This window comes from Ensifer sp. Root127, assembly GCF_001425225.1.
GTDB lineage: Bacteria > Pseudomonadota > Alphaproteobacteria > Rhizobiales > Rhizobiaceae > Ensifer > Ensifer canadensis.
Genome location: NZ_LMDX01000052.1, coordinates 219,307 through 240,356 on the forward strand (window position 1 = coordinate 219,307; position 21,050 = coordinate 240,356).

General features: G+C 62.3%; 20 protein-coding genes. 10 read left to right on the forward strand and 10 right to left on the reverse strand.

What is annotated here, in order from left to right; genetic code table 11:
- Window positions 1-143: 143 nt before the first annotated feature.
- Complete coding sequence (locus ASD03_RS33565; RefSeq protein WP_025425177.1) at window positions 144-626, reverse strand: MarR family transcriptional regulator; 483 nt, start codon at window positions 624-626, stop codon at window positions 144-146.
- A gap of 129 nt (window positions 627-755) precedes the next feature.
- Between ASD03_RS33565 and ASD03_RS33570 the strand changes: the two genes are divergently transcribed.
- The 6 genes from ASD03_RS33570 (at window position 756) to ASD03_RS33595 (ending at window position 7,183) form a co-directional block, all read left to right on the forward strand.
- On the forward strand, window positions 756-1,769 hold the full coding sequence (locus ASD03_RS33570; RefSeq protein ID WP_025425178.1) for an MBL fold metallo-hydrolase: 1,014 nt from the start codon (window positions 756-758) through the stop codon (window positions 1,767-1,769).
- Between the two features lie 106 nt (window positions 1,770-1,875).
- Entirely contained in the window at window positions 1,876-2,781 is a 906-nt protein-coding gene (gene dapF / locus ASD03_RS33575) for a diaminopimelate epimerase (protein WP_171520372.1), read from the forward strand.
- Complete coding sequence (gene mtaB / locus ASD03_RS33580; protein WP_025425180.1) at window positions 2,778-4,052, forward strand: tRNA (N(6)-L-threonylcarbamoyladenosine(37)-C(2))-methylthiotransferase MtaB; 1,275 nt, start codon at window positions 2,778-2,780, stop codon at window positions 4,050-4,052. Before dapF ends, mtaB begins: the two co-directional genes overlap by 4 nt.
- An 18-nt stretch (window positions 4,053-4,070) precedes the next feature.
- Window positions 4,071-5,762 carry a signal recognition particle-docking protein FtsY gene (gene ftsY / locus ASD03_RS33585; protein WP_025425181.1) on the forward strand — a complete coding sequence of 564 codons (1,692 nt, stop codon included), beginning with the start codon at window positions 4,071-4,073 and terminating at the stop codon, window positions 5,760-5,762.
- A gap of 198 nt (window positions 5,763-5,960) precedes the next feature.
- Window positions 5,961-6,593 (forward strand): septation protein A, encoded by a 633-nt coding sequence (locus tag ASD03_RS33590; RefSeq protein WP_025425182.1) that lies wholly within the window; start codon window positions 5,961-5,963, stop codon window positions 6,591-6,593.
- Entirely contained in the window at window positions 6,590-7,183 is a 594-nt protein-coding gene (locus ASD03_RS33595; RefSeq protein ID WP_025425183.1) for a DUF2585 domain-containing protein, read from the forward strand. Before ASD03_RS33590 ends, ASD03_RS33595 begins: the two co-directional genes overlap by 4 nt.
- A 284-nt stretch (window positions 7,184-7,467) precedes the next feature.
- Here ASD03_RS33595 and ASD03_RS33600 read toward each other — a convergent pair whose 3' ends face one another.
- From ASD03_RS33600 to ccmA, 5 genes are all read right to left on the reverse strand, one after another.
- Entirely contained in the window at window positions 7,468-8,076 is a 609-nt protein-coding gene (locus ASD03_RS33600) for a DsbE family thiol:disulfide interchange protein (RefSeq protein WP_025425184.1), read from the reverse strand.
- Window positions 8,073-8,249, reverse strand: a complete 177-nt coding sequence (ccmD, locus tag ASD03_RS37245; RefSeq protein ID WP_171520373.1) for a heme exporter protein CcmD — start codon at window positions 8,247-8,249, stop codon at window positions 8,073-8,075. Before ccmD ends, ASD03_RS33600 begins: the two co-directional genes overlap by 4 nt.
- A 5-nt stretch (window positions 8,250-8,254) precedes the next feature.
- Window positions 8,255-9,016 carry a heme ABC transporter permease gene (locus tag ASD03_RS33605; RefSeq protein ID WP_025425185.1) on the reverse strand — a complete coding sequence of 254 codons (762 nt, stop codon included), beginning with the start codon at window positions 9,014-9,016 and terminating at the stop codon, window positions 8,255-8,257.
- Window positions 9,017-9,193: 177 nt separating this feature from the next.
- On the reverse strand, window positions 9,194-9,853 hold the full coding sequence (ccmB, locus tag ASD03_RS33610) for a heme exporter protein CcmB (RefSeq protein ID WP_025425186.1): 660 nt from the start codon (window positions 9,851-9,853) through the stop codon (window positions 9,194-9,196).
- A gap of 39 nt (window positions 9,854-9,892) precedes the next feature.
- The gene (ccmA, locus tag ASD03_RS33615; protein WP_025425187.1) at window positions 9,893-10,543 is read right to left on the reverse strand and encodes a heme ABC exporter ATP-binding protein CcmA; all 651 of its coding nucleotides are present in this window, start codon (window positions 10,541-10,543) and stop codon (window positions 9,893-9,895) included.
- Between the two features lie 270 nt (window positions 10,544-10,813).
- On the opposite strand from ccmA, the gene acnA reads away from it, so the two are divergent.
- From acnA to ASD03_RS33630, 3 genes are all read left to right on the forward strand, one after another.
- Window positions 10,814-13,504 carry an aconitate hydratase AcnA gene (gene acnA / locus ASD03_RS33620; RefSeq protein ID WP_025425188.1) on the forward strand — a complete coding sequence of 897 codons (2,691 nt, stop codon included), beginning with the start codon at window positions 10,814-10,816 and terminating at the stop codon, window positions 13,502-13,504.
- 183 nt (window positions 13,505-13,687) lie between these two features.
- The gene (locus ASD03_RS33625) at window positions 13,688-14,461 is read left to right on the forward strand and encodes a thioredoxin family protein (protein ID WP_025425189.1); all 774 of its coding nucleotides are present in this window, start codon (window positions 13,688-13,690) and stop codon (window positions 14,459-14,461) included.
- Window positions 14,462-14,874: 413 nt separating this feature from the next.
- Window positions 14,875-15,279 carry a DUF2794 domain-containing protein gene (locus ASD03_RS33630; RefSeq protein WP_038576579.1) on the forward strand — a complete coding sequence of 135 codons (405 nt, stop codon included), beginning with the start codon at window positions 14,875-14,877 and terminating at the stop codon, window positions 15,277-15,279.
- 67 nt (window positions 15,280-15,346) lie between these two features.
- On the opposite strand, the gene ASD03_RS33635 is transcribed toward ASD03_RS33630, so the two are convergent.
- The 4 genes from ASD03_RS33635 to ASD03_RS33650 form a co-directional block, all read right to left on the reverse strand.
- Window positions 15,347-15,904: a GNAT family N-acetyltransferase gene (locus tag ASD03_RS33635; RefSeq protein ID WP_025425191.1), complete on the reverse strand. Its 558-nt coding sequence runs from the start codon at window positions 15,902-15,904 to the stop codon at window positions 15,347-15,349.
- A 121-nt stretch (window positions 15,905-16,025) separates the two neighbouring features.
- A complete protein-coding gene (locus ASD03_RS33640) occupies window positions 16,026-16,763 on the reverse strand; it encodes a Bax inhibitor-1/YccA family protein (protein WP_025425192.1) in 738 nt (245 codons plus the stop codon).
- A 221-nt stretch (window positions 16,764-16,984) separates the two neighbouring features.
- Window positions 16,985-19,537, reverse strand: a complete 2,553-nt coding sequence (locus ASD03_RS33645; RefSeq protein ID WP_057218359.1) for an ABC transporter permease — start codon at window positions 19,535-19,537, stop codon at window positions 16,985-16,987.
- A complete protein-coding gene (locus ASD03_RS33650) occupies window positions 19,534-20,259 on the reverse strand; it encodes an ABC transporter ATP-binding protein (protein ID WP_025425194.1) in 726 nt (241 codons plus the stop codon). The genes ASD03_RS33645 and ASD03_RS33650 overlap by 4 nt, the downstream gene beginning before the upstream one ends.
- 67 nt (window positions 20,260-20,326) lie before the next feature.
- On the opposite strand from ASD03_RS33650, the gene ASD03_RS33655 reads away from it, so the two are divergent.
- On the forward strand, window positions 20,327-20,968 hold the full coding sequence (locus ASD03_RS33655) for an arylesterase (protein WP_025425195.1): 642 nt from the start codon (window positions 20,327-20,329) through the stop codon (window positions 20,966-20,968).
- The last annotated feature ends 82 nt before the right edge of the window (window positions 20,969-21,050 follow it).

A 21,050-nucleotide genomic window follows, 5' to 3' on the forward strand; every position in this document is an offset into this window, starting at 1 on the left:
TGGCTTCGAAGTCATCAACTTGCGAAGGAATTTGCCGCGATAAACAGGAAAGCGGCCGAAAAGTCAAGAACGGCCGGCAAATCCGGCAGCAGGGATTTCAGGCACGGACTGCGCCGCGACGCTCACAGCACCAATCCCGGCGGTCAAGAGCCTTCCTTGTCATCCGCTGCGCCAAGTTCACGTGCCAGCTCATCGAACGCCGTCGCGACGCGGGTCATGACCCTGAGTGCCGCAACCACTTCGGTCTGGTTGATATCGCCCAGAACCGCGTGCAGCAATTCGAGTTCGCGCCGGTGGATGGCCTCGAACAGGTCGCGACCGACAACGCTCGGCGCACAGAAATAGGCGCGTCGATGTTCCGGGTTGGGTTGCTTTTCCAGAAGTCCCTTTTCCAGCAGTCCGACGACGACGCGCAGCACGAACTGCCGTTTCATCGACAACCGCCGCGCCGCCTCCGGCACTGTCAATGGCTCCACGCAGAGAAGCTCGAGCACCGCCCTTTCGGCGACGGATATGCCCGAACCTTCCAGCATGTGCTCGATCGAACGATGCACATTGAGATGGATCGGCCGGACCAGTTTGATGGCCTTGTACAGACGTTCCTGTTTGTCGAAGCGAACCAGCATGAGGCACGATAGCAATCAAGTTGCTATTTTCAAGAATTTCTTGAACCTTGTCCCCTCACCCTGTCACGACGCATCGCAAGCGCCTATCTTTTTCAGACACCGCCACCAAACAATCGCCGGAAAGCGACGATGCCGAAGGTCAATCCTTATTATCGGGGGCCCGCCTCCGACCACTTCGACGGAACGCGGTTCTTCAACCCCAATGGCCGGCAGCCGCGGGGCATGGGCGACCTTCTGCGCTGGCAGCTCGGTCGAGGCAAGGTGAGGTGGCCGACGCATTATCCAAGCCCGTTTCAGCAGGCAAAGCCGGATCTGAGCATCGAGGCCGACCGCCTGCGGGTGACGATGATCGGCCACGCGAGCCTTTTGATCCAGGTGCATGGCTTCAACATACTGACCGACCCGGTCTGGGCACACAGGGTGAGCCCGTTTTCCTTCGTCGGCCCAGCACGGCGCAATGCGCCAGGCATCGAGATGGACGATCTGCCGCCGATCGACCTCGTGCTCGTCACCCACAACCACTACGACCATCTCGATCTCGATACGCTGGCAGCCCTCAACGAAGAGCACAGTCCGCTGATCGTCACGCCGCTCGGCAACGACACAATCATCCGCCGCGCCGTGCCGGACGCGACCATATCCGTTCTCGACTGGGGCGACCGGCTGGACCTTGAAGACGAACTGGTGATCCATGCCGAGCCCTGCCATCACTGGTCGGCGCGCGGCTCCGGCGATCGCCGCATGGCGCTCTGGGCGGCCTTCGTCATCGAAACCCCTGTTGGCAAGATTTACCACGTCGGCGACACCGGCTTTCACGGCGGCATCAACTATCGCGCCGCCCGCGAAAAACATGGCGGCTTCCGCCTCGCCAACCTGCCCTTCGGCGCCTACGAGCCGCGCTGGTTCATGCAGGATCATCACCAGAACCCGGAAGAGGCGGTGCAGGGCATGATCGACTGCGCCGCCGACCACGTGGCTGGGCACCACTGGGGAACCTTCCGCTTGACCGATGAAGGCGTCGATGCACCGGTCAAGGCGCTCGAACAGGCGCTTGACGAGGCCGAGATTGCCCGCACGCGCTTCAGGGCCATGCGCCCGGGCGAAATCTTCGATGTGCCGCCTTCGTCGTCGACGCGCCAATGAAGCCGGCACTGGGAAGCCGGCACTGGTAATTTCCGGGCTTTTCCGCCATATACAGCCCAAATGAAGGGTGCCTCCGCTTGGCGAGGCTGGTTTGGACAATCGCGACATGGTCGACAACGTGCAATTTGCCAGAATGAACGGGCTTGGAAACAAGATCCTGGTCGTCGACATGCGCGGCCGCCGCGACCGCGTGACGCCGCAGGCTGCCATATCGCTCAACGCCGATCCGGCCACCGCCTTCGACCAGATCATGGCGATCCACGATCCGAAGGCCGCCGGCACCGACGCGTGGATCGATATCGTCAATTCCGACGGCTCGATGGCCCAGGCCTGCGGTAACGGCACGCGCTGCGTCGTCCAGGCGCTTGCCGCCGAAACCGGTAAGAAGGCCTTTCTCTTCCATACGGTTGCTGGCCTGCTCGAAGCCAAGGAGCACGACGACGGCACGATCTCCGTCGACATGGGAAGCCCGCGCTTCGGCTGGGACGAAATCCCGCTGTCGGAAGAGTTTCACGACACGCGCCGGATCGAGCTGCAGATCGGCCCGATCGACAATCCCGTGCTGCATTCGCCGTCGGTTGCCTCGATGGGCAATCCGCACGCGATCTTCTGGGTCGACAACGACGTCTGGTCCTATGACCTCGAACGCTTCGGGCCGCTGCTCGAAAACCACCCGATGTTCCCGGAGCGGGCCAACATCTCGATTGCGCGCGTGCTTTCGCGAAATGAACTGGACCTCAGAACCTGGGAACGCGGGGCCGGCCTGACGCTTGCCTGCGGTTCTGCTGCCTGTGCTGCGGCCGTCAGCGCCGCCCGGACCGACCGCACCGACCGCAGGGTGATCGTCAACGTGCCCGGTGGCCCACTGTCGATCGAGTGGCGTGAAGCGGACGACCATGTCGTCATGACCGGCCCGGCCGAATGGGAATGGTCGGGAACCGTCGACCCTGCGACCGGCGCCTGGCAGCGCGATGAAACCCAACCGGGAACCGCCGAGGCCCGGGCGCTTTGAGCGGCGTCGAGGTCATAACCTTCGGCTGCCGTCTCAATACCTACGAATCCGAAGTGATGCGGGCGGAAGCCGAAAAGGCGGGGTTGAACAACGCCATCCTCGTCAACACCTGTGCGGTGACCGGCGAGGCCGTGCGCCAGGCGCGCCAGGCGATCCGCCGCGCCCGCCGCGACAACCCGCATGCCCGCATCATTGTCACCGGCTGCGCCGCCCAGACGGAGAAGGAAACCTTCGCCGGTATGGCCGAGGTCGACGCCGTGCTCGGCAACGAGGAGAAGCTGAAAAGCGCCTCCTACCGATCGCTGCCCGATTTCGGCGTCTCGGCGGAAGAAAAGCTGCGCGTCAACGACATCATGAGCGTGCGGGCCACAGCACCACAGATGGTCAAGCATATCGACGGTCACGTACGCGCCTTCATCCAGGTGCAGAACGGCTGCGATCACCGCTGTACCTTCTGCATCATCCCTTATGGACGCGGCAATTCCCGCTCGGTACCGATGGGTGCGGTGGTCGACCAGGCACGCAGGCTCGTCGAGGGCGGCTACAGCGAGATCGTGCTCACCGGCGTCGATGCGACGAGCTACGGCGCCGATCTGCCGGGAACCCCGACGCTGGGACTGTTGGCAAAGACGCTTCTCAAACAGGTGCCGGATATCCGCCGCCTGCGCCTTTCCTCGATCGACGGCATCGAGGCCGACGGCCATCTGTTCGATTTGATTGCCGACGAAGCGCGCTTCATGCCGCATCTGCATCTGTCGCTGCAGCATGGCGACGACATGATCCTGAAGCGCATGAAACGTCGCCATTCGAGCGCCGACGCCCTCGCCTTCACGGACAAGGTCCGGCGCTTGCGCCCCGATATCAGTCTCGGCGCCGACATGATCGCCGGCTTCCCGACGGAAACCGAAGAGATGTTTGAAAATGCCGTGCGGCTTGCCAAGGATTGCGGCATCGCCCATCTGCACGTCTTTCCCTATAGCCCCCGTCCCGGCACGCCGGCAGCGCGTATGCCGCAGCTTGACCGGGCGCTGGTCAAGGATCGCGCCGCCCGCCTTCGCGCGACGGGCGCGGCCCTTTATGCCCGCCATCTCGAAGGCATGGTCGGCAGCGCGCAGACGCTGCTGGTCGAAAACAACGGCCTCGCTCACACCGAAAACTTCACGCTCGTCGACGCCGCCGGCCTCAAACCCCGTGCGCTTGTGCCGGTCACGATCACCGGCCACAATGGCAAGCATCTGACGATGCAGGTAAAACAGATGGCTGCGGCCTGACTCATGCGGAATCCCTGAATGGCAATCGGTTTCATCAAGAAGATCTTCTCCTTCGGCAAGGGCACTGTCGAGGAAACCAAGCCGCAGGATGCCGCGCCGGAAGCGGACGTCGCAGCAGCGGTACCGGCCGAAGTGCCGCCGGCGCCGGAGCCCGTTATCCCCGAGGCGATCGCCCCGGTCGACGTAGAAATCGACGAGCCCGTTGCCGAGCAGTCCGCGGCCGAAGAAGCCTCTGAAGAACTGCTTGAGCCGCTGTCTGATATCGAAGCCCTGCCGCTTGCCGTCGAGGACCCGATCCTGCCGGCCGAGATCGAGACCGCGGGCGGACCGGCATCGGACGAGGCGCGCAACGACGAGAATACCTCTGTCAGCGAAGACGCGGTCGTGCCCGTGGATGCAGCGGCAGAACAGGGAGAACTGTCGCCCACAACGCAAGAGGCGCTTGAGGCCTACGCCGCGCTTCAGGAAACAGCACCGGAAGAGCCGCCTGTCGAGCCAGAGGATCTGGCCGAGCAGGAGGAAATCGCAGCCGTCGAAGATCAGCCGATCGGCGACGATGCGAGCGATGAACTGGCTGCAGATGCGGCACCTGTCGAGGATGTCGTCGAACAAGACGACAGTGTTTTCGAGGCGCCAGTTTCAGAGGCAGCGGTCCCCGAGGAGCCGGTCCTCGGAACGCCGCTGCCCGAAGCACCTGCCCCCGAAGCTGTTATTGCCGCCAGCCTGCCGAAGGGTTTTGCCAGCGCTGCCGAGCGCGCGCAGGAAGAGCCCGTTGCCGCGCCACAGCCCAAGCTTACCTGGTATCAGCGCCTGCGCCGCGGGCTTGCCCGCACCTCGTCGCAACTGACCGGCCAGATCGCCAGCCTCTTTACCAAGCGCAAGCTCGACGAGGCGACGCTGCAGGACCTGGAGGATCTGCTGATCCAGGCCGATCTCGGCGTCGAGACTGCCATGCGCATCACCGATACGCTCGCCTCCGAGCGCTACGGCAAGGACGTGTCCGGCGAGGACGTGTCGCGGATCATGGCCGGCGAAATCACCAAGGTGCTTTCGCCCGTCGCCAAGCCGCTGGAACTCGACCTCAGCCACAAGCCGCATGTCATCCTGGTCGTCGGCGTCAACGGCACGGGCAAGACCACGACGATCGGCAAGCTCGCGGCCAAGTTGTCGGGCGCCGGCCTCAAGGTGATGCTCGCCGCCGGCGACACCTTCCGCGCCGCCGCCATCGAGCAGCTGAAGATCTGGGCCGATCGCACCAAGTCCGACATCGTTTCATCGAAGCTCGGCGCCGATGCCGCCGGCCTTGCTTATGAGGCCTTCCAGCAGGCGCGCGAAAAGAAGGCCGACGTGCTGATCATCGACACCGCGGGTCGGCTGCAGAACAAGGCCGAGCTGATGGCCGAACTGGAAAAGATCGTGCGCGTGCTCGGCAAGCTCGACCCGGACGCACCGCACACGGTGCTGCAGACGCTTGACGCCACCACCGGCCAGAACGCGCTGCAGCAGGTGGAGATCTTCCGCAACGTCGCCGGCGTCAGCGGGCTGATCATGACCAAGCTCGACGGCACGGCCCGCGGCGGCATTCTCGTCGCCATCTCCGCCAAGCACAAGCTGCCGGTCTATTTCATCGGCGTCGGCGAAGGCATCGACGATCTCGAACCATTCGAGGCCAAGGATTTCGCCGAGGCGATCGCGGGCGTCGCCGCGTGACGGCGGATGTCCGCCACGTCTTGTTCGAGGCAATGCGCCATAAGAGGCAATCTTTGATCGGCAGCATGATTTGCCCGTAAATCGGTTCCGACTTACGGAAATGTCCGGTGGCGTTTGCGCAAGCCGGCTGCCTTGATATGGTTTTGCCGCAAAGCTGGTGTTATGAGCGGCAGGCACATGCAAAAACAGGATCCCGAAATGTCGACGATCGAGGCTACCAAGCCGCAGAAGGAAGTCAGCCCGCTGTTGAAGCTGGTGCTGGAGCTCGGACCCCTGATGGTCTTCTTCTTCGCCAATTCCCGCGGCGAGTGGCTGGCCGGACATTTCCCGACGCTCTCCGAACTCGGCGGCCCGATCTTCATCGCGACCGGCCTGTTCATGGCCGCCACCGCGATTGCGCTCGTGGTCTCCTGGATGCTGACGCGCACGCTGCCTATGATGCCACTGATCTCCGGCATCGTCGTCTTCGTCTTCGGCGCGCTGACCCTCTGGCTGCAGAACGATACCTTCATCAAGATGAAACCGACGATCGTCAACACGCTGTTCGGCACGATCCTGCTCGGCGGGCTTCTCTTCGGCAAGTCGTTGCTCGGCTACGTCTTCCACTCCGCCTTCAAGCTCGATGAAGACGGCTGGCGCAAGCTGACGGTGCGGTGGGGCATTTTCTTCCTGGTGCTGGCCGTACTCAACGAGGTCATCTGGCGTTCGTTCTCCACCGATTTCTGGGTGGCGTTCAAGGTCTGGGGCACGATGCCCATCACCATCCTGTTTACACTGGCGCAAATGCCGTTGATCATGAAGCATTCGCTGGATCAGGATAGCGCCAAGTGAGCACAGCCATCGACGGCAATGACAGTCAGAACCGGCGGGCGCTGCTCTGGTTCGTGGCCTGTGTCGGCGTTCTCGCGATCCAGGTCATCACCCAGCATCTGATGGGTCGCATCTGGATCTGCGACTGCGGCTACGTCAAAATCTTCGAACCCGTCGTCAAATCGAGCGGCAATTCCCAGCACATTGCTGACTGGTACACGCCGTCGCACATCATCCACGGCTTCCTGTTCTATGGCCTCGGCCACCTGCTTCTGCGCGGCAAGCCACTGACCGCCAAGCTGTTCCTGGCGATGGTCATCGAATCCGCCTGGGAGATCGCCGAAAACACCCCAATGGTGATCGACCGCTACCGCTCGGCGACGATCTCGCTCGACTATTTCGGCGACAGCATCCTCAATTCGACGATGGACACGCTGGCCATGGTCGCCGGCTTCCTGTTTGCCGCCCGCATGCCCGTCTGGCTGACCGTTTTGATCGCCATCGGCTTCGAACTCTTCACCGGCTGGCTGATCCGCGACAACCTCACCCTCAATGTGCTGATGCTGGTCTGGCCGCTGGATGCAATTCGCGAGTGGCAGGCGGCGATTTAAGGCGGCGGTTCGCTCATCCCCGCCCCCGGAAAGTTGGCTGGAGGCGAACAATCAACCTCCTTCATCCCTGTGCTTGTCACAGGGATCCAGCAGCGCCGCGTCGGCGGCGCGCGAGACTCCGCCCTGACTGCAAGGCGAACTTTCTTGGAAAATTAAGCAGCCCATGGTCATTCACGGTGCGGACGCACCGTGGCTGGATCCCTGTGACGAGCACAGGATGAGGCGCGAATCGTAGCCGTTGCACGAAACGTTACGAGGTCAATTGCGGACTTGGCCTGAACCGCTCAAGAACCAGCGGCAGCCTTCTCGATCGCCGGCATCAGCCCTTCCTTCACGCTCTTCTCGTCGAACGGACCGACGCGCTTGTAAAGGATCGTGCCGTCGGCGCCGACGAGATAGGATTCGGGAATACCGTAGACGCCCCAGTCGATCGCCGCCTTGCCGCGCGGATCAACACCGACGGCTGCAAAGGGATTGCCGAGTTCGCCCAGGAACCGGAGGGCGTTTTCGTTCTGGTCCTTGTAGTTGATGCCGACGACCGTCAGACGCTCGTCCTTCGACAGTTCGAGAATGAACGGATGCTCCTGCCGGCACGGCACACACCAGGAAGCCCAGACATTGACCAGCGTCAGCTTGCCCTTGATGGCAGCGTCGGTCAGCGCCGGCATCGGCTGGCCGTCCCGGGTCGCGCCTTCGAGCGGCGACATGTCGAGCATCGGCGCCTTGGTGCCGATCAGCGCCGAGGGGATTTCGCTGACATCCTTGCCGGAATTGAGCTGGCTCCAGAAGATGGCGGCAAGCGCCGCGAAGATCGCCAGCGGCAGCAGCGCAAGGCCGACACGCAGGGCTCCGGGCTTGCGCTCCTCGCTACCGGGTGCGGGGCTGCTTGTCATCGCGGCTCTCCGGTTGCTGCTTCCGCCGAACGCCGGCGTACCCCTGCCGCTTCGAGTTCGCGCAGCTCACGCTGGCGCGCGCGCCCGTCGGCGATCACCCAGAGACAGAGGCCGACGACGGTCAGCGTCGCGATCCCGTAGCTGGCAAAAACATAGGCAGCGTGGCTCATCATTTGGATCAGACCTCCCGGCCGGCACTTCGGGCCGCCAGACGGCGAAGCGACGTCACACGCCGGCGCCAGATCTCGTTGCGCATGGCGGCGATGTGCAGCGTGAAGAACAGAAGCGTGAAGGCGATGGCCATGACGACGAGCGGGCGGAGAAACTCCGGGTCGATCGTCGGGCCATCAAGCCTGAGTACGCTCGCCGGCTGATGCAGCGTGTTCCACCATTCGACCGAAAACTTGATGATCGGAATGTTGACGAAGCCGACCAGCACCAGCACGGCCGAGACGCGCGACGAACGCGCCGGGTCGTCGATGGCGCGGTTGAGCGCCATCAGCCCGAGATACATCAGAAACAGCACGAAGACCGACGTCAGTCGTGCATCCCAAACCCACCAGGCGCCCCACATCGGTTTGCCCCACAGCGAGCCGGTGACGAGCGCCAGGAAGGTGAAACAGGCGCCGATCGGCGCTGCGGCCCGCGACGACACGTCGGCCAGCGGATGCCGCCAGACGAGCGTGCCAATGGCAGCGAGCGCCATCACCGAGTAACACATCATCGACAGCCAGGCGGCCGGCACATGCACATACATGATGCGCACCGTCTCGCCTTGCTGATAGTCGCCTTCCGTCGTGAACGACAGCCAGAGGCCGAGGACGAAGAAAAGCGCCGTCAGCGCCGCAAACCACGGCAGGACGCGATCGGCCAGCGCCAGAAACCGCGTCGGGTTGGCGAGATCGCTGAATTTGCGGATAGCAAGGCTGTTTTCGCTCATGATGGCTCTTTAACGCCTAAGGCCCTTTGCTGCAATTGATCCCCGTCAATCACGAGATCACGATGGTTCTTCTGTCGCATCAACCCAACGATCATAAACGTCATCGATTTTAACAGGTTAGAGCGGGAGACAGACGGAAAACCGCAAACAGTTTATCGGTTTCCCGCACCATCCGCGTCAGTCGGACGCATGGCGAAGCGCCGCGGCGGCGGCAACCGGCCCGATGACGGCAAAAAACAGGGTGATTGCCATCAATATCATCAAGGGCGGCAGAAACGGGGCCGGGTCCTCGATCGCCGCATAGACGGCGCTGACGCCGAAGATCAGCACCGGAATGGCAAGCGGCAGCACCAGGATCGACACCAGCAGACCACCGCGCGGCAGCGACACGGCAACGGCCGCACCGACGGCACCGATGAAGGTGATCGCCGGCGTTCCGACAAGCAGCGTCAGCATGGTGGCGCCGATTGCAAGCTCGTCCATGTTCATGAACAGGCCGAGCAGCGGTGCAGCGATCACCAGCGGCAGGCCGGTGGCGGCCCAGTGGGCCGCGCATTTGACGAACACGGTGGCGAGCAGCGGCGTTTCCTGCATCAGCATCAGATCGAGCGACCCGTCTTCGCGCTCCGCCTGGAACAGCCGGTCGAGACCGAGCAGCGACGCGAGCAGCGCCCCGATCCACAGGATGGCAGGCCCGATCCGCGCGAGAAGATTAAGGTCAGGGCCGACACCGAAGGGGATGACGGCGACGACCGTCATGAAGAACAAAACGCCGATCATCGCGCCGCCGCCGGCGCGGATGGAAAGCTTGAGGTCGCGGAGGAAGAGCGCGATCACCTGCACGCCCCTTTCATCTCTTTGCCCGCGATCGCCAGATTACGCGTCATGCCACATGCCTCCGCCGACGCCGGCAAAGCCGGTCATCCGCAATTCCCCAGTGCGCTCGAGCCCGAGCGGCTGATGCGTGGCCGCAACGACGATGCCGCCCTGATCCAGATGCGCGTTGACCAATCCGGCAAAAAGCCTGTCGGCACCGGCGTCGAGCGCCGCCGTCGGCTCGTCGAGGATCCAGATCGGACGGTGGGCGACAAGCAGCTTGGCCATCGCCATGCGCCTCTGCTGGCCGGCCGAAAGATAGCCGAAGGGTAGGTGCGCGATCCCAGGAAGGCCGACGGCTTCCACCGCTTCGACCAGGTCCCTGCCCGAGCCACCGGGCGAATCACCCATGAAGTTTTTCCAGAAGGAAAGATTTTCCGCGACGGTCAGCTCGCGTTTCATCGCATTTCGGTGGCCGAGATAGTGGCTGAGCTCTGACGGATGGCGCATTTCAGGAGGGCCATTCTCAAGTTTGAGACTGCCCTTTTCAGCCATGAGAAGACCGGCCAGAACACGCAGCAAAGTCGATTTTCCCGACCCGTTCGGACCCGTCACCACAAGGGCTTCGCCGGCACTAAGAGCAAAGGAAATATCGTTAAAAATCAGATCCTCGCCTCGCCTCGCACTCAGACCTTCAGCCAGCAGGCGCATGAATTTTCAGTTTCCCTTTACACTCTTTGCCGCAGGGCAAAAAAAAGTCCCGATTGGACCTTGGTTGGTCTGGCACGATTTGGAGAAATTATCTATAAGGCGGCCAACACGCCAGCGGTCGGCGTGAATTTCATCCTAGCGCCGAACATGGAATGAATTTCCACGTACGGACAGCGGAAATGGCCGCACCCGCATCCCAATTCGCGCTTCATTGCGCTCGGGCGTTCGTACGTCAGTTTTTGGCGATCAGACGGAACGGGGTATTATCCAGTGTCCAAGTCCCTAGACAGTTTCAATTGTCGCTCCACGCTCACCGTCAACGGTGTCGACTACGTCTATTACAGCCTGCCCAAGGCTGAGGCGAACGGTCTTGCCGGCGTTTCGAAGCTCCCCTACTCGATGAAGGTGCTGCTCGAAAACCTGCTGCGCAACGAAGACGGCCGCTCCGTCACCAAGAAGGACATCGAGAACGTCGCAGCCTGGCTGAACGACAAGGGCACCGCCGAAAACGAAATCGCCTACCGCCCGGCCCGCGTTCTGATGCAGGACTTCACCGGCGTTCCCGCCGTTGTCGACCTCGCTGCCATGCGCGACGCCATGGTGTCGCTTGGTGGCGATCCGGAAAAGATCAACCCGCTGGTGCCCGTCGACCTCGTCATCGACCACTCGGTTATCGTCGACGAATTCGGCACTCCGAACGCCTTTGCCCGCAACGTCGAGCTGGAATACCAGCGCAACGGCGAGCGTTACCGCTTCCTGAAGTGGGGCCAGCAGGCGTTCAAGAACTTCCGCGTCGTGCCGCCCGGCACCGGTATCTGTCACCAGGTCAATCTGGAATATCTGGGCCAGACTGTCTGGACCCGTGAAGAAGACGGCGAAATCACGGCCTACCCGGACACCTGCGTCGGCACCGACAGCCACACGACGATGATCAACGGCCTCGGCGTTCTCGGCTGGGGCGTCGGCGGCATCGAGGCTGAAGCCGCGATGCTCGGCCAGCCGGTCTCCATGCTGCTGCCCGAGGTCATCGGCTTCAAGCTCACGGGCAAGCTCAAGGAAGGCGTGACGGCGACCGACCTCGTGCTGATGGTCGTGCAGATGCTGCGCAAGAAGGGTGTTGTTTCGAAGTTCGTCGAATTCTTCGGCCCCGGCCTCGACAACATGACGCTCGCCGACCGCGCCACCATCGGCAACATGGGTCCGGAATACGGCGCCACCTGCGGCTTCTTCCCGGTCGACAGCGAAACCATCAACTACCTCACCATGTCCGGCCGCGAAGAACAGCGCATTTCGCTGGTCGAAGCCTACTCCAAGGCTCAAGGGATGTGGCGCGATGGTGACGGCTCCGAGCTGGTGTTCACCGACACGCTCGAACTCGACCTCGGCGACGTTGTTCCGGCCATGGCCGGTCCGAAGCGTCCGGAAGGCCGCATCCCGCTGGAAAGCATTGCATCCGGTTTCGCAACCGCCCTCGAAGGCGACTACAAGAAGCCGGGCCAGCTTTCGAACCGCTACGCTGTCGAAGGCACCGACTTCGATCTCGGCCATGGCGACGTTGCCATCGCTGCGATCACGTCGTGCACCAACACGTCCAACCCGTCGGTTCTGATCGCCGCCGGCCTTCTCGCCCGCAACGCCGTTGCCAAGGGCCTGAAGTCCAAGCCGTGGGTCAAGACCTCGCTTGCACCGGGATCGCAGGTCGTCGGCGAATACCTCGCCAAGTCGGGCCTGCAGAAGGACCTCGACGCGCTTGGCTTCAACCTCGTCGGCTTCGGCTGCACCACCTGCATCGGCAACTCCGGTCCGCTGCCGGCCCCGATCTCCAAGACGATCAACGACAAGGGCCTGATTGCCGCCGGCGTTCTCTCCGGCAACCGCAACTTCGAAGGCCGTATTTCGCCGGACGTTCAGGCCAACTACCTCGCCTCGCCGCCGCTCGTCGTCGCCTATGCACTCGCCGGAACGGTTCAGAAGGACCTGACCAACGAGCCGCTCGGCGAAGATCGGGACGGCAACCCGGTCTTCCTCAAGGACATCTGGCCGACCTCCAAGGAAATCCAGGAGTTCATCTTCAAGTACGTGACCCGCGAACTCTACGCGACCAAGTACGCCGACGTGTTCAAGGGCGACGAAAACTGGCAGGCCGTTCAGGTTCCTCCGGGCCAGACCTACGCCTGGGACGATGGTTCGACCTACGTGCAGAACCCGCCCTACTTCGTTGGCATGGGCAAGTCCGGCTTGGGCATCTCCGATATCAAGGGTGCTCGCGTTCTCGGCCTGTTCGGCGACAAGATCACCACCGACCACATCTCGCCGGCCGGTTCGATCAAGGCGGCTTCGCCGGCCGGTTCGTACCTCATCGACCATGGCGTCGGCGTCGCCGACTTCAACCAGTACGGTACGCGTCGCGGCAACCATGAGGTGATGATGCGCGGCACCTTTGCCAACATCCGCATCCGCAACCACATGCTCGGCCCGAACGGCAAGGAAGGTGGCTACACCATCCACTATCCGTCGAAGGAAGAGATGTCGATCTACGATGCGGCCATGCAGTACAAGGAAGAGGGCGTTCCGCTCGTCATCTTCGCCGGCGTCGAATACGGCAATGGCTCGTCGCGCGACTGGGCTGCAAAGGGCACCAACCTGCTCGGCGTCAAGGCCGTGATCGCCCAGTCCTTCGAGCGTATCCACCGCTCGAACCTGGTCGGCATGGGCGTCATCCCGTTCGTCTTCGAACAGGGAACGACTTGGGAATCGCTGGCCTTGAAGGGCGACGAGATCGTCACGATCGACAATCTCGCCAACGTTCAGCCGCGCGAAAAGCGCGTCGCCAAGATCACCTATGGCGACGGCAGCGTGAAGGACGTTCCGCTCGTTTGCCGCATCGATACGCTCGATGAAGTCACCTACGTCAACAATGGCGGCATCCTGCAGACGGTTCTGCGCGACCTCGCCGCCTGATCGCTCTGGTTGCTTGAAACATTGAAAGGCCGGGATACCGCAAGGTGTCCCGGCCTTTTCACGTTTCCTATAGGTTGCCTGCCCATATCCTCACTCCAACGTGACTTCCCGTTGAAGCATCGGCGTCGTATGTAATGGACTTCCCCGTGAAGTAGGCCTGTCGGCCGCCAATGAAGTGACGCCATGACATTCGCAGACAGATATTTCCTTCGCCCCGTTGCAATGGCTTTCGGGCTTTTTGCTGCAGCGTCGGTTCCGGCTATGGCTGAGGATGGCAAGGTTATCAAAGGCGTCGTCGAACTCTTCACCAGCCAGGGCTGTTCCTCCTGCCCTCCAGCCGATGCCGCCTTGAAGAAGCTGGTCGATGACGGCGACGTGGTGGCGCTGTCCTATCACGTCGACTACTGGAACTATCTCGGTTGGAAAGACACGCTCGCCTCGACAGAGAACACAGACCGGCAATATGCCTATGCCCGCATGCTGGGTCGAAATGGCGTCTACACACCGCAGGCGATCCTCAACGGTCGCGACCACGTCAACGGCGCCAATCTGCAGGCGATCAAATCCCGGCTCGACGCCATGAAGACCGCCGGCAAGGGGCTTGCCGTTCCGGTTGACGCGAAGATCAACGGCGAGGAGATTTCGATCAAGGTCGGCGCGGGTGACGGCAAGGCAAATGTCGTCGTCGTCTATTTCGACCGGGCGAAGATCGTCAATGTCGAGAAAGGCGAAAACAGCGGCAAGAAGATCGCCTACTGGCACGCAGTGCGCGATATCCAGACCATTGGCATGTGGGATGGCAAGCCTGCGACCTTCACCCTGCCTGCAACCGTCCTGACGGAGCAGCGTGGCAAAAGCGGCTGCGCGGTGCTGTTGCAGTCGATGAAAGATGCTGAAACCCCGGGCGCGATCATCGGCGCGACTGCCGTGCTCGCCGGCCCGCAGGGCAAACTGTGAGCGGCTGCAGGACGCTTTAAGTCGGAATCGATTTAGGGAAAATAGGCGGCATGCCTGAACCATTACAGCGTCCTTTGCGCGTCATACTTGACGCGCGGCGCTGTAAGGGGTGGTTCGGCCCGGCAGCATCGAGGGGCTGGGGCTGAGGGTTCGAAGTTACCGGACCGAACCGGCCATGACTGCGTTCTTTGAAGGTCACGCAGCATGACGATCTGACCGGACATACGGTGGCAACGACTCTGTCCGTCAGCGCCCGCGAGTTTTGCGGTGAATTGGGGCGGCGATTTGACTGAAATGGGGCAGAGGCAAGAAATGCCATCTGCACCCAGCGGCTCCGGCCGGTTCCGGCTTGCTTTTCGGCTCGTGTCAGGCAAACTGTTATCGTTCTGTCACAACAGAAGGCCGGATTGCCGATGACCGATGAGCCGGATTTGCCGCGAGGCGAGGCGCGACATCAGCGCCAGACCACTTCTGAAGTGGTCGTCGATCTCTCGGAATACAAGAACGCCCGGAATGCTCCTCCCATCACCTTTCACCGCCGAGAACTCGACCAGATCCTGTGGGTCTACGGCCGCATGGTCGGCGAAGGCGAATGGCGCGACTACGCCATTGACCACCTGAAGGACCGCGCCGTCTTCTCCGTTTTCAAGCGCGCGGGCGAGATGCCTCTCTTCCGCATCGAAAAAAACCCGAAGCTGGCGGCCAAGCAAGGTGCCTTTAGCGTGCTCAACGTCCACGGCACGATTCTGAAGCGCGGGCACGAGCTCGGACAGGTCCTGAAGGTTTTCGACAAGGCGCTCAAGCTGGTCGAAACCTGAGACGCCACATCGGAACGATCGGAGAGTCAGGCCCACATGCCGGCTCTGGCTTCGCTGACATCTGCCCTCAGGCTTGATAAAGCGTATCCGGGTAGACGCCCTCGGGCGGATCGCTCGTCGCTCGATCGCCCAGCGCAAGCTGCATGATCGCGGTATCGAGCCACCGTCCATGCTTGAAGCCGGTCGCCTTCATCAGCCCATGATGTTCGAAACCCAATGATTGATGGACCGCGATCGATGCGGGATGGGCACCGCCGATGACCGCCACCATCTGGCGAAATCCAAGCGCCGTGCAGCGGCGAACAAGCTCGGCGAGCAGCATCCTTCCTGCCCCCTTCCCCCGTGCCGAAGGCGCCAGGTAGATCGAATCCTCGACCAGGAAGCGATAGGCCGTCCGCGTGCGGAAGGCCGAGGCATAGGCGTAGCCGATGATCATGCCCGCCGCGTCGATCGCGACGATGTAGGGATAACCATGGCCGACGATGGTGGAGAAGCGCGCTGCCATTTCCGCCTGCGACGGAGGCGCGACCTCATAGGTCGCCACGCCGTTCAGAACGGATTCGCGATAGATCTCGGCAATGGTGGGCAGATCGGAGACGGTGGCGTCGCGCAGGGTCAGGGACATGGAAGGATCTTGACGGTTGGATTTTTTCATTCAGTCACATGGATCGCACCCGTGGATCAAGCCCTTTTCCGGGCAACAAAAAAGGCGGCCGAAGCCGCCTTTTCCGTCAATCTCTTCAGGCTTAGTTGTTCCGGTTGCCCATGAACTGCAGCATGAACATGAACAGGTTGATGAAGTCGAGGTAGAGCGTCAGCGCGCCCATGATCGCCTTGCGGCCAGCAACGGTGCTGTCGTCGGCATCGTAGTACATTTCCTTGATCTTCTGCGTGTCGTAGGCGGTGAGGCCTGCGAAGATCAGCACGCCGATCACGGAGATTGCGAAGCCGAGTGCCGAAGAGCCGAGGAAGATGTTGACGATCGACGCGATGATGACGCCGAACAGACCCATGATCAGGAACGAGCCCATGCCGGACAGGTCCTTCTTCGTGGTGTAGCCGTAGAGCGACAGTGCACCAAACGAGGCGGCGGTCACGAAGAACGTCTGCACGATGCTCTGGCCGGTAAAGACCATGAAGATCGACGACAGCGAAACGCCCATCAGGGCCGCATAGACCCAGAACGTCATCTGCGCGGCAGAAACGCTCATGCTATTGATGCGGAAGCTCATGAAGAACACGAGACCCAGCGGAGCGAGCATGACGACCCATCTCAGGGGCGACGCATAGAGAAGTTGGGCGAATGCCGGATTGGAGACGGCAAGCGCGAATGTTCCGTAAGCTGCCAGGCCGGTGATCGCCAGGCCGAGGGCCATCAAGTTGTAGACCTTCAGCATGTAGGTGCGAAGGCCTTCGTCGATCACGGCACCCGCCTGAGCGCCGGCGGGCGACATTCGGGTTTGGTAGTTTCTCAGATCAGCCATTGTTTCCTCATTTAAGCCCCGGTTGAACTTACGGTGTCGGGCGGATGACCTGACCGATCGGCCATCATCCCATGCCCAGGCGCCGCTGCGGGGCTCCAGCATGCCTGTGGATAAATATGATGCCGAAAGCCCTTGCGTACAAGACCTTCAGACCCGTGATTCGGCACAGCCTGGGCGTTTATGGCCTTGTATGACAGGGATTTACGGTTAACTCCGTCCGCTCAGAGCTCCCGCAGGACCGGCGCCGCCTTCTGACCCAGCACACGCCAGGTGCCGGCAAGCCCGATGCCAACAGTCATCACCAGCGCAATGACGACCGTGGCAACCGCAACATCCGGCAGGAAACTCGACGGCAGCTTCATGATCCGGCTGACGACGTACCAGGCGGAGACGCCGCCCGCAAACAGCGCAAAGACCGCGGTTGCAAGGCCAAGGATGATGTATTCGTAGCTGAAGGCACGGATCAGCGTGGCGCGCGTGGCGCCCAGCGTCTTCAGCACCACCGCATCGTGGATGCGCGCCCGATTGCCGGCAGCAAGCGCGCCGGCCAGCACCAGGACGGAGGCGACGAGCGCGACGGCGGCGGCAGCACGGATCGCCGTTGCCAGCTGCCCGAGAAGCGCGTTCACAATGTCGAGAGCATCCTTTACCCGCACGCTGGTGATCGTCGGATAGGCGTTGGTCACGGCTTTCAGCACCGTCGCCTCCTCCTCCGGCGTCGCGCCGGGATCGATCACCGTTGCGAGCCACGCATGCGGAGCGCCGGCAAAGGTGTTGGGCGAGAATACCATCACGAAGTTGATCGACAGCGATTCCCATTCGACATTGCGGAAGTTGGCGATCTTGGCGGTGATGTTGCGGCCAAGCACGTTGACCGTCACCATGTCGCCGATCTTCAATCCGAGCTCGCGCGCCTCTTCCGCCGAAAACGACACCAGCGGCTCGCCGCTATGGTCGGGCGCCCACCAGCTGCCTTCTGCAAGCGTCGAATTCTCCGGCTTGTTCTTGGCATAGGTGATGCCGCGGTCGCCGCGCAGCACCCACTGGCCACTCGGCGGGACGTTGCGACTGTTCACGTCCTCGCCGTTGAAGGCGACGATACGGCCGCGCAGCATCGGCACTTCGATGACCTTGCCATCAGGCATCGATCCGTTGAGCAGCGCGCGGAACCCCTCGATTTCGCTTCCCTGGATATCGACGAAGAAGAAATTGGGCGCCCGCTCGGCCATGCTGCCGGTCAGTTCGCGCCGAAGATTGCCGTCGATCAACGCAAGCGTGACGAGAAGCGCAAGACCGAGGCCGAGCGACAGCACCACCGAAGGCGTGAGCGCGCCCGGTCGATGGATGTTGCCGATCGCCAGCCGTAACGACGGCGAGTTGACGCGCGGGCTACGGCGCGCAAGCCATGAGATCAGCAGCGAGACGAGACGCAGAACGATGAAGGCGAAGGCGATCGCGCCGAGGAACACGAGCGAGATGTAGCGGTCATAGGCGGTCCAGATGGCAAGTCCTGCAAGCGCGCCCAGGCAGGCGAACGCGCCGACCAGATAGGGCCATGCGGGAAAGCCCGAGGGGTCGAAGCCCTGCTGGCGAAAGAGCGCTGTCGCCGGGATGCCGCGTGCGCGGCCGAGCGGAAGGATGGCGAACGCAAGCGCCGTCAACACGCCGAACAGGGCGGCGATGCCGAGCGCACCGGGATAGAGCCTGAACTCCGTCGAAATCGGTAGCAGATCGGCAAGAAACTGTGCGGCGACGAAGGGAATGAGCGCACCGAGAACAAGCCCTATGGCGATGCCGATCAGAGCGATCAGGAGGATCTGCGACAGATAGATCATCGCCACCAGCGAGGCAGGCGCACCCAGGCACTTGAAGGTGGCTATGACGCTGCGCTTCTGGTCGAGATAGGCGCGCACGGCATTGGCGACACCAACGCCGCCGACGATCAGGGCCGTCAACCCGACAAGCGTCAGGAACTGCGAAAAACGGGTGATATTGGCGGTCAGCGACGGGGCCGCGTTGGAGCTGGTGCGGATCGACCAGCCGGCCGACGGAAAGCGCGTCTCGGCGTCGCCGCGGACCGCGTCGACCCGGGTCGGATCGCTCACCTTCACCTTGTAGCCGTGTTCGACAAGACTTCCCGTCTGCACGAGACCCGATGCGTTGAGCGTTTCATCCGAAACCATCAGGCGCGGTGCGAAGCCGAATCCGTCGGAGAGCGCATCCGGCTCGTGCACGATCTTGCCTGAAATCTTGATGCGGGCATTGCCCAGCAGGATTTCATCACCGACGGAAATGCCGAGGCGATCAAGCAACAGCGGTGCGGCCACCGCACCGAACACGTCGCCCTGCCGCGCCAGCAGACTGCCAAGCGGCTGATCCGGTTGGCTTTCCAGCTTGCCATAGAGCGGATAGGCTGCATCGACGGCTTTCAACTCGACGAGTGCCTGGTTCGATCCATCGGGCAAACGCGCCATGGAGCGAAGGCCCGCTGAAACCGAGACGGGTCCGAGCCCGTCGAGGAACGCGCGCTCCTCTGTCGTTGCCACCCGGTTGTTGAGCTCGAAGCGGATGTCGCCGGCAAGCAGCTCGCGCCCCTGGGACGCGATCGTCGCGGTGATCGATTGCGACAGCGAGTTGACGCCGGCGATCGCCGCCGTGCCAAGCGCGATGCAGGCGAGGAAGATATAGAACCCCTTGAGGCCGCCGCGCATTTCGCGCAACGCCAGCCGCAGGGCGAGCAGTGGGCGCAGTCGGATCGCGAGGGCCTCGCTCATGCGGATGCCGCTTCCTGGCGCTGCGTTTCGACGACCGGTTCGAACGCGCCACTGGAAATGATCTCGCCGGAGCGCACCCGCACCTGCCGCGAGCAACGGGCCGCGAGCGCTGCGTCATGGGTGACCAGCACCAGTGTCATGCCCCGGTCACGCTGTTCGGCGAAAAGCAGATCGGCGATCTGCCGGCCCGTCTCGTCATCGAGATTGCCGGTCGGCTCATCGGCGATCAGCAGCTTCGGCGACGGCGCGAGTGCACGGGCGATCGCCACGCGCTGCTGCTCGCCGCCGGAAAGCTGGCCGGGATAGTGGCTCAAGCGCTCGCCGAGGCCGACGGCCACAAGCTCCTTGCGCGCGATCTCGAAGGCGCCGGGAACATTGGCGAGTTCGAGCGGCACGGCAACGTTTTCGAGGGCTGTCATATTGGGGATGAGGTGGAAGGATTGGAAGACGATGCCGATGTTGCGCCCGCGGAAGTCGGCGACCCTGTCCTCGTTCAGCCGGTGCAGCGGCGTGCCGTCGATAATGATTTCGCCGCGGTCCAGCCGTTCAAGGCCAGCCAGCACCATCAGCAGCGTCGACTTGCCCGAACCGGAAGGCCCGACGATGCCGACGGACTCGCCGGCGTCGATTGTCAGGCTCATGCCTTTCAGCACATGCACCGAGGCCGCGGCTTCGCCGAGGGTGAGGTCGGCATTTTTGAGCTCGATGATGGTACTGGCCAAGCGAAACAATCCTATATGAAACGGAAAGGGAATAAGAAAACAGCACCCGCGATTTAGGAACAGACCCATGGCATTAAAAGGATTTCAACGGTTTTTCTTGGGGCTCGCAATGACAATTGCGTTATCGGCGGCAGCACGGGCCGAAACGATCAGCCTCGTCGGCTTCGGCGACAGCCTGATGGCGGGTTATCAGCTGCCTCCCGAGGATGCCTTCCCGGCCCGGCTTGAAAAGGCGTTGAAGCAAAAGGGCCTCGATGTCACGGTGGCGAACGCCGGCGTTTCTGGCGACACCAGCTCAGGCGGCCTTGCGCGCATCGACTGGTCGATACCCGACGGCACCAAGGGTGTCATCCTGGAGCTTGGCGCCAACGACGCGTTGCGCGGCATTCCGCCGGAAGAAACCCGCAAGAACATCGAGGCGATGATTTCACGATTGAAGGAGCGCGGCATCGCCGTGCTGCTCGCCGGCATGATGGCGCCGCCGAACATGGGTGCCGACTATGCCGCCCGGTTCAATCCGATCTATCCGGAACTCGCAGAGAAATACGGGCTGCAGCTCTACCCCTTCTTCCTCGACGGCGTTGTCACCGACGCAGCACTCAAGCTTGAGGACGGCATGCACCCGAACGGCAACGGCGTCGGCACGATGGTCGATAAGGCGCTGCCCGTGGTCGAACGTTTCATTGCAACATTGTCAAAGGCGGAGTGAACAAATCATCCACAGTTAAGAGAGTGTTAATATTCGCAAGCGTCAAATAGTAGTTGCCTGCAGACTCGATGCGTGATTCGCT

Excerpts from the sequence above, each read along its gene's own strand:
- dapF (WP_171520372.1), top strand. The coding sequence starts at position 1,876 with ATGGTCGACAACGTGCAATTTGCCAGAATGAACGGGCTTGGAAACAAG.
- ASD03_RS33625 (WP_025425189.1), top strand. The coding sequence starts at position 13,688 with ATGACATTCGCAGACAGATATTTCCTTCGCCCCGTTGCAATGGCTTTC.
- ftsY (WP_025425181.1), top strand. The coding sequence starts at position 4,071 with ATGGCAATCGGTTTCATCAAGAAGATCTTCTCCTTCGGCAAGGGCACT.
- ASD03_RS33635 (WP_025425191.1), bottom strand. The coding sequence starts at position 15,904 with ATGTCCCTGACCCTGCGCGACGCCACCGTCTCCGATCTGCCCACCATT.
- ccmA (WP_025425187.1), bottom strand. The coding sequence starts at position 10,543 with ATGCGCCTGCTGGCTGAAGGTCTGAGTGCGAGGCGAGGCGAGGATCTG.
- ASD03_RS33655 (WP_025425195.1), top strand. The coding sequence starts at position 20,327 with ATGGCATTAAAAGGATTTCAACGGTTTTTCTTGGGGCTCGCAATGACA.
- ASD03_RS33630 (WP_038576579.1), top strand. The coding sequence starts at position 14,875 with ATGACCGATGAGCCGGATTTGCCGCGAGGCGAGGCGCGACATCAGCGC.
- ASD03_RS33645 (WP_057218359.1), bottom strand. The coding sequence starts at position 19,537 with ATGAGCGAGGCCCTCGCGATCCGACTGCGCCCACTGCTCGCCCTGCGG.
- ASD03_RS33570 (WP_025425178.1), top strand. The coding sequence starts at position 756 with ATGCCGAAGGTCAATCCTTATTATCGGGGGCCCGCCTCCGACCACTTC.
- ASD03_RS33640 (WP_025425192.1), bottom strand. The coding sequence starts at position 16,763 with ATGGCTGATCTGAGAAACTACCAAACCCGAATGTCGCCCGCCGGCGCT.
- ccmD (WP_171520373.1), bottom strand. The coding sequence starts at position 8,249 with ATGATGAGCCACGCTGCCTATGTTTTTGCCAGCTACGGGATCGCGACG.
- ASD03_RS33600 (WP_025425184.1), bottom strand. The coding sequence starts at position 8,076 with ATGACAAGCAGCCCCGCACCCGGTAGCGAGGAGCGCAAGCCCGGAGCC.
- ASD03_RS33590 (WP_025425182.1), top strand. The coding sequence starts at position 5,961 with ATGTCGACGATCGAGGCTACCAAGCCGCAGAAGGAAGTCAGCCCGCTG.
- ASD03_RS33565 (WP_025425177.1), bottom strand. The coding sequence starts at position 626 with ATGCTGGTTCGCTTCGACAAACAGGAACGTCTGTACAAGGCCATCAAA.
- ASD03_RS33605 (WP_025425185.1), bottom strand. The coding sequence starts at position 9,016 with ATGAGCGAAAACAGCCTTGCTATCCGCAAATTCAGCGATCTCGCCAAC.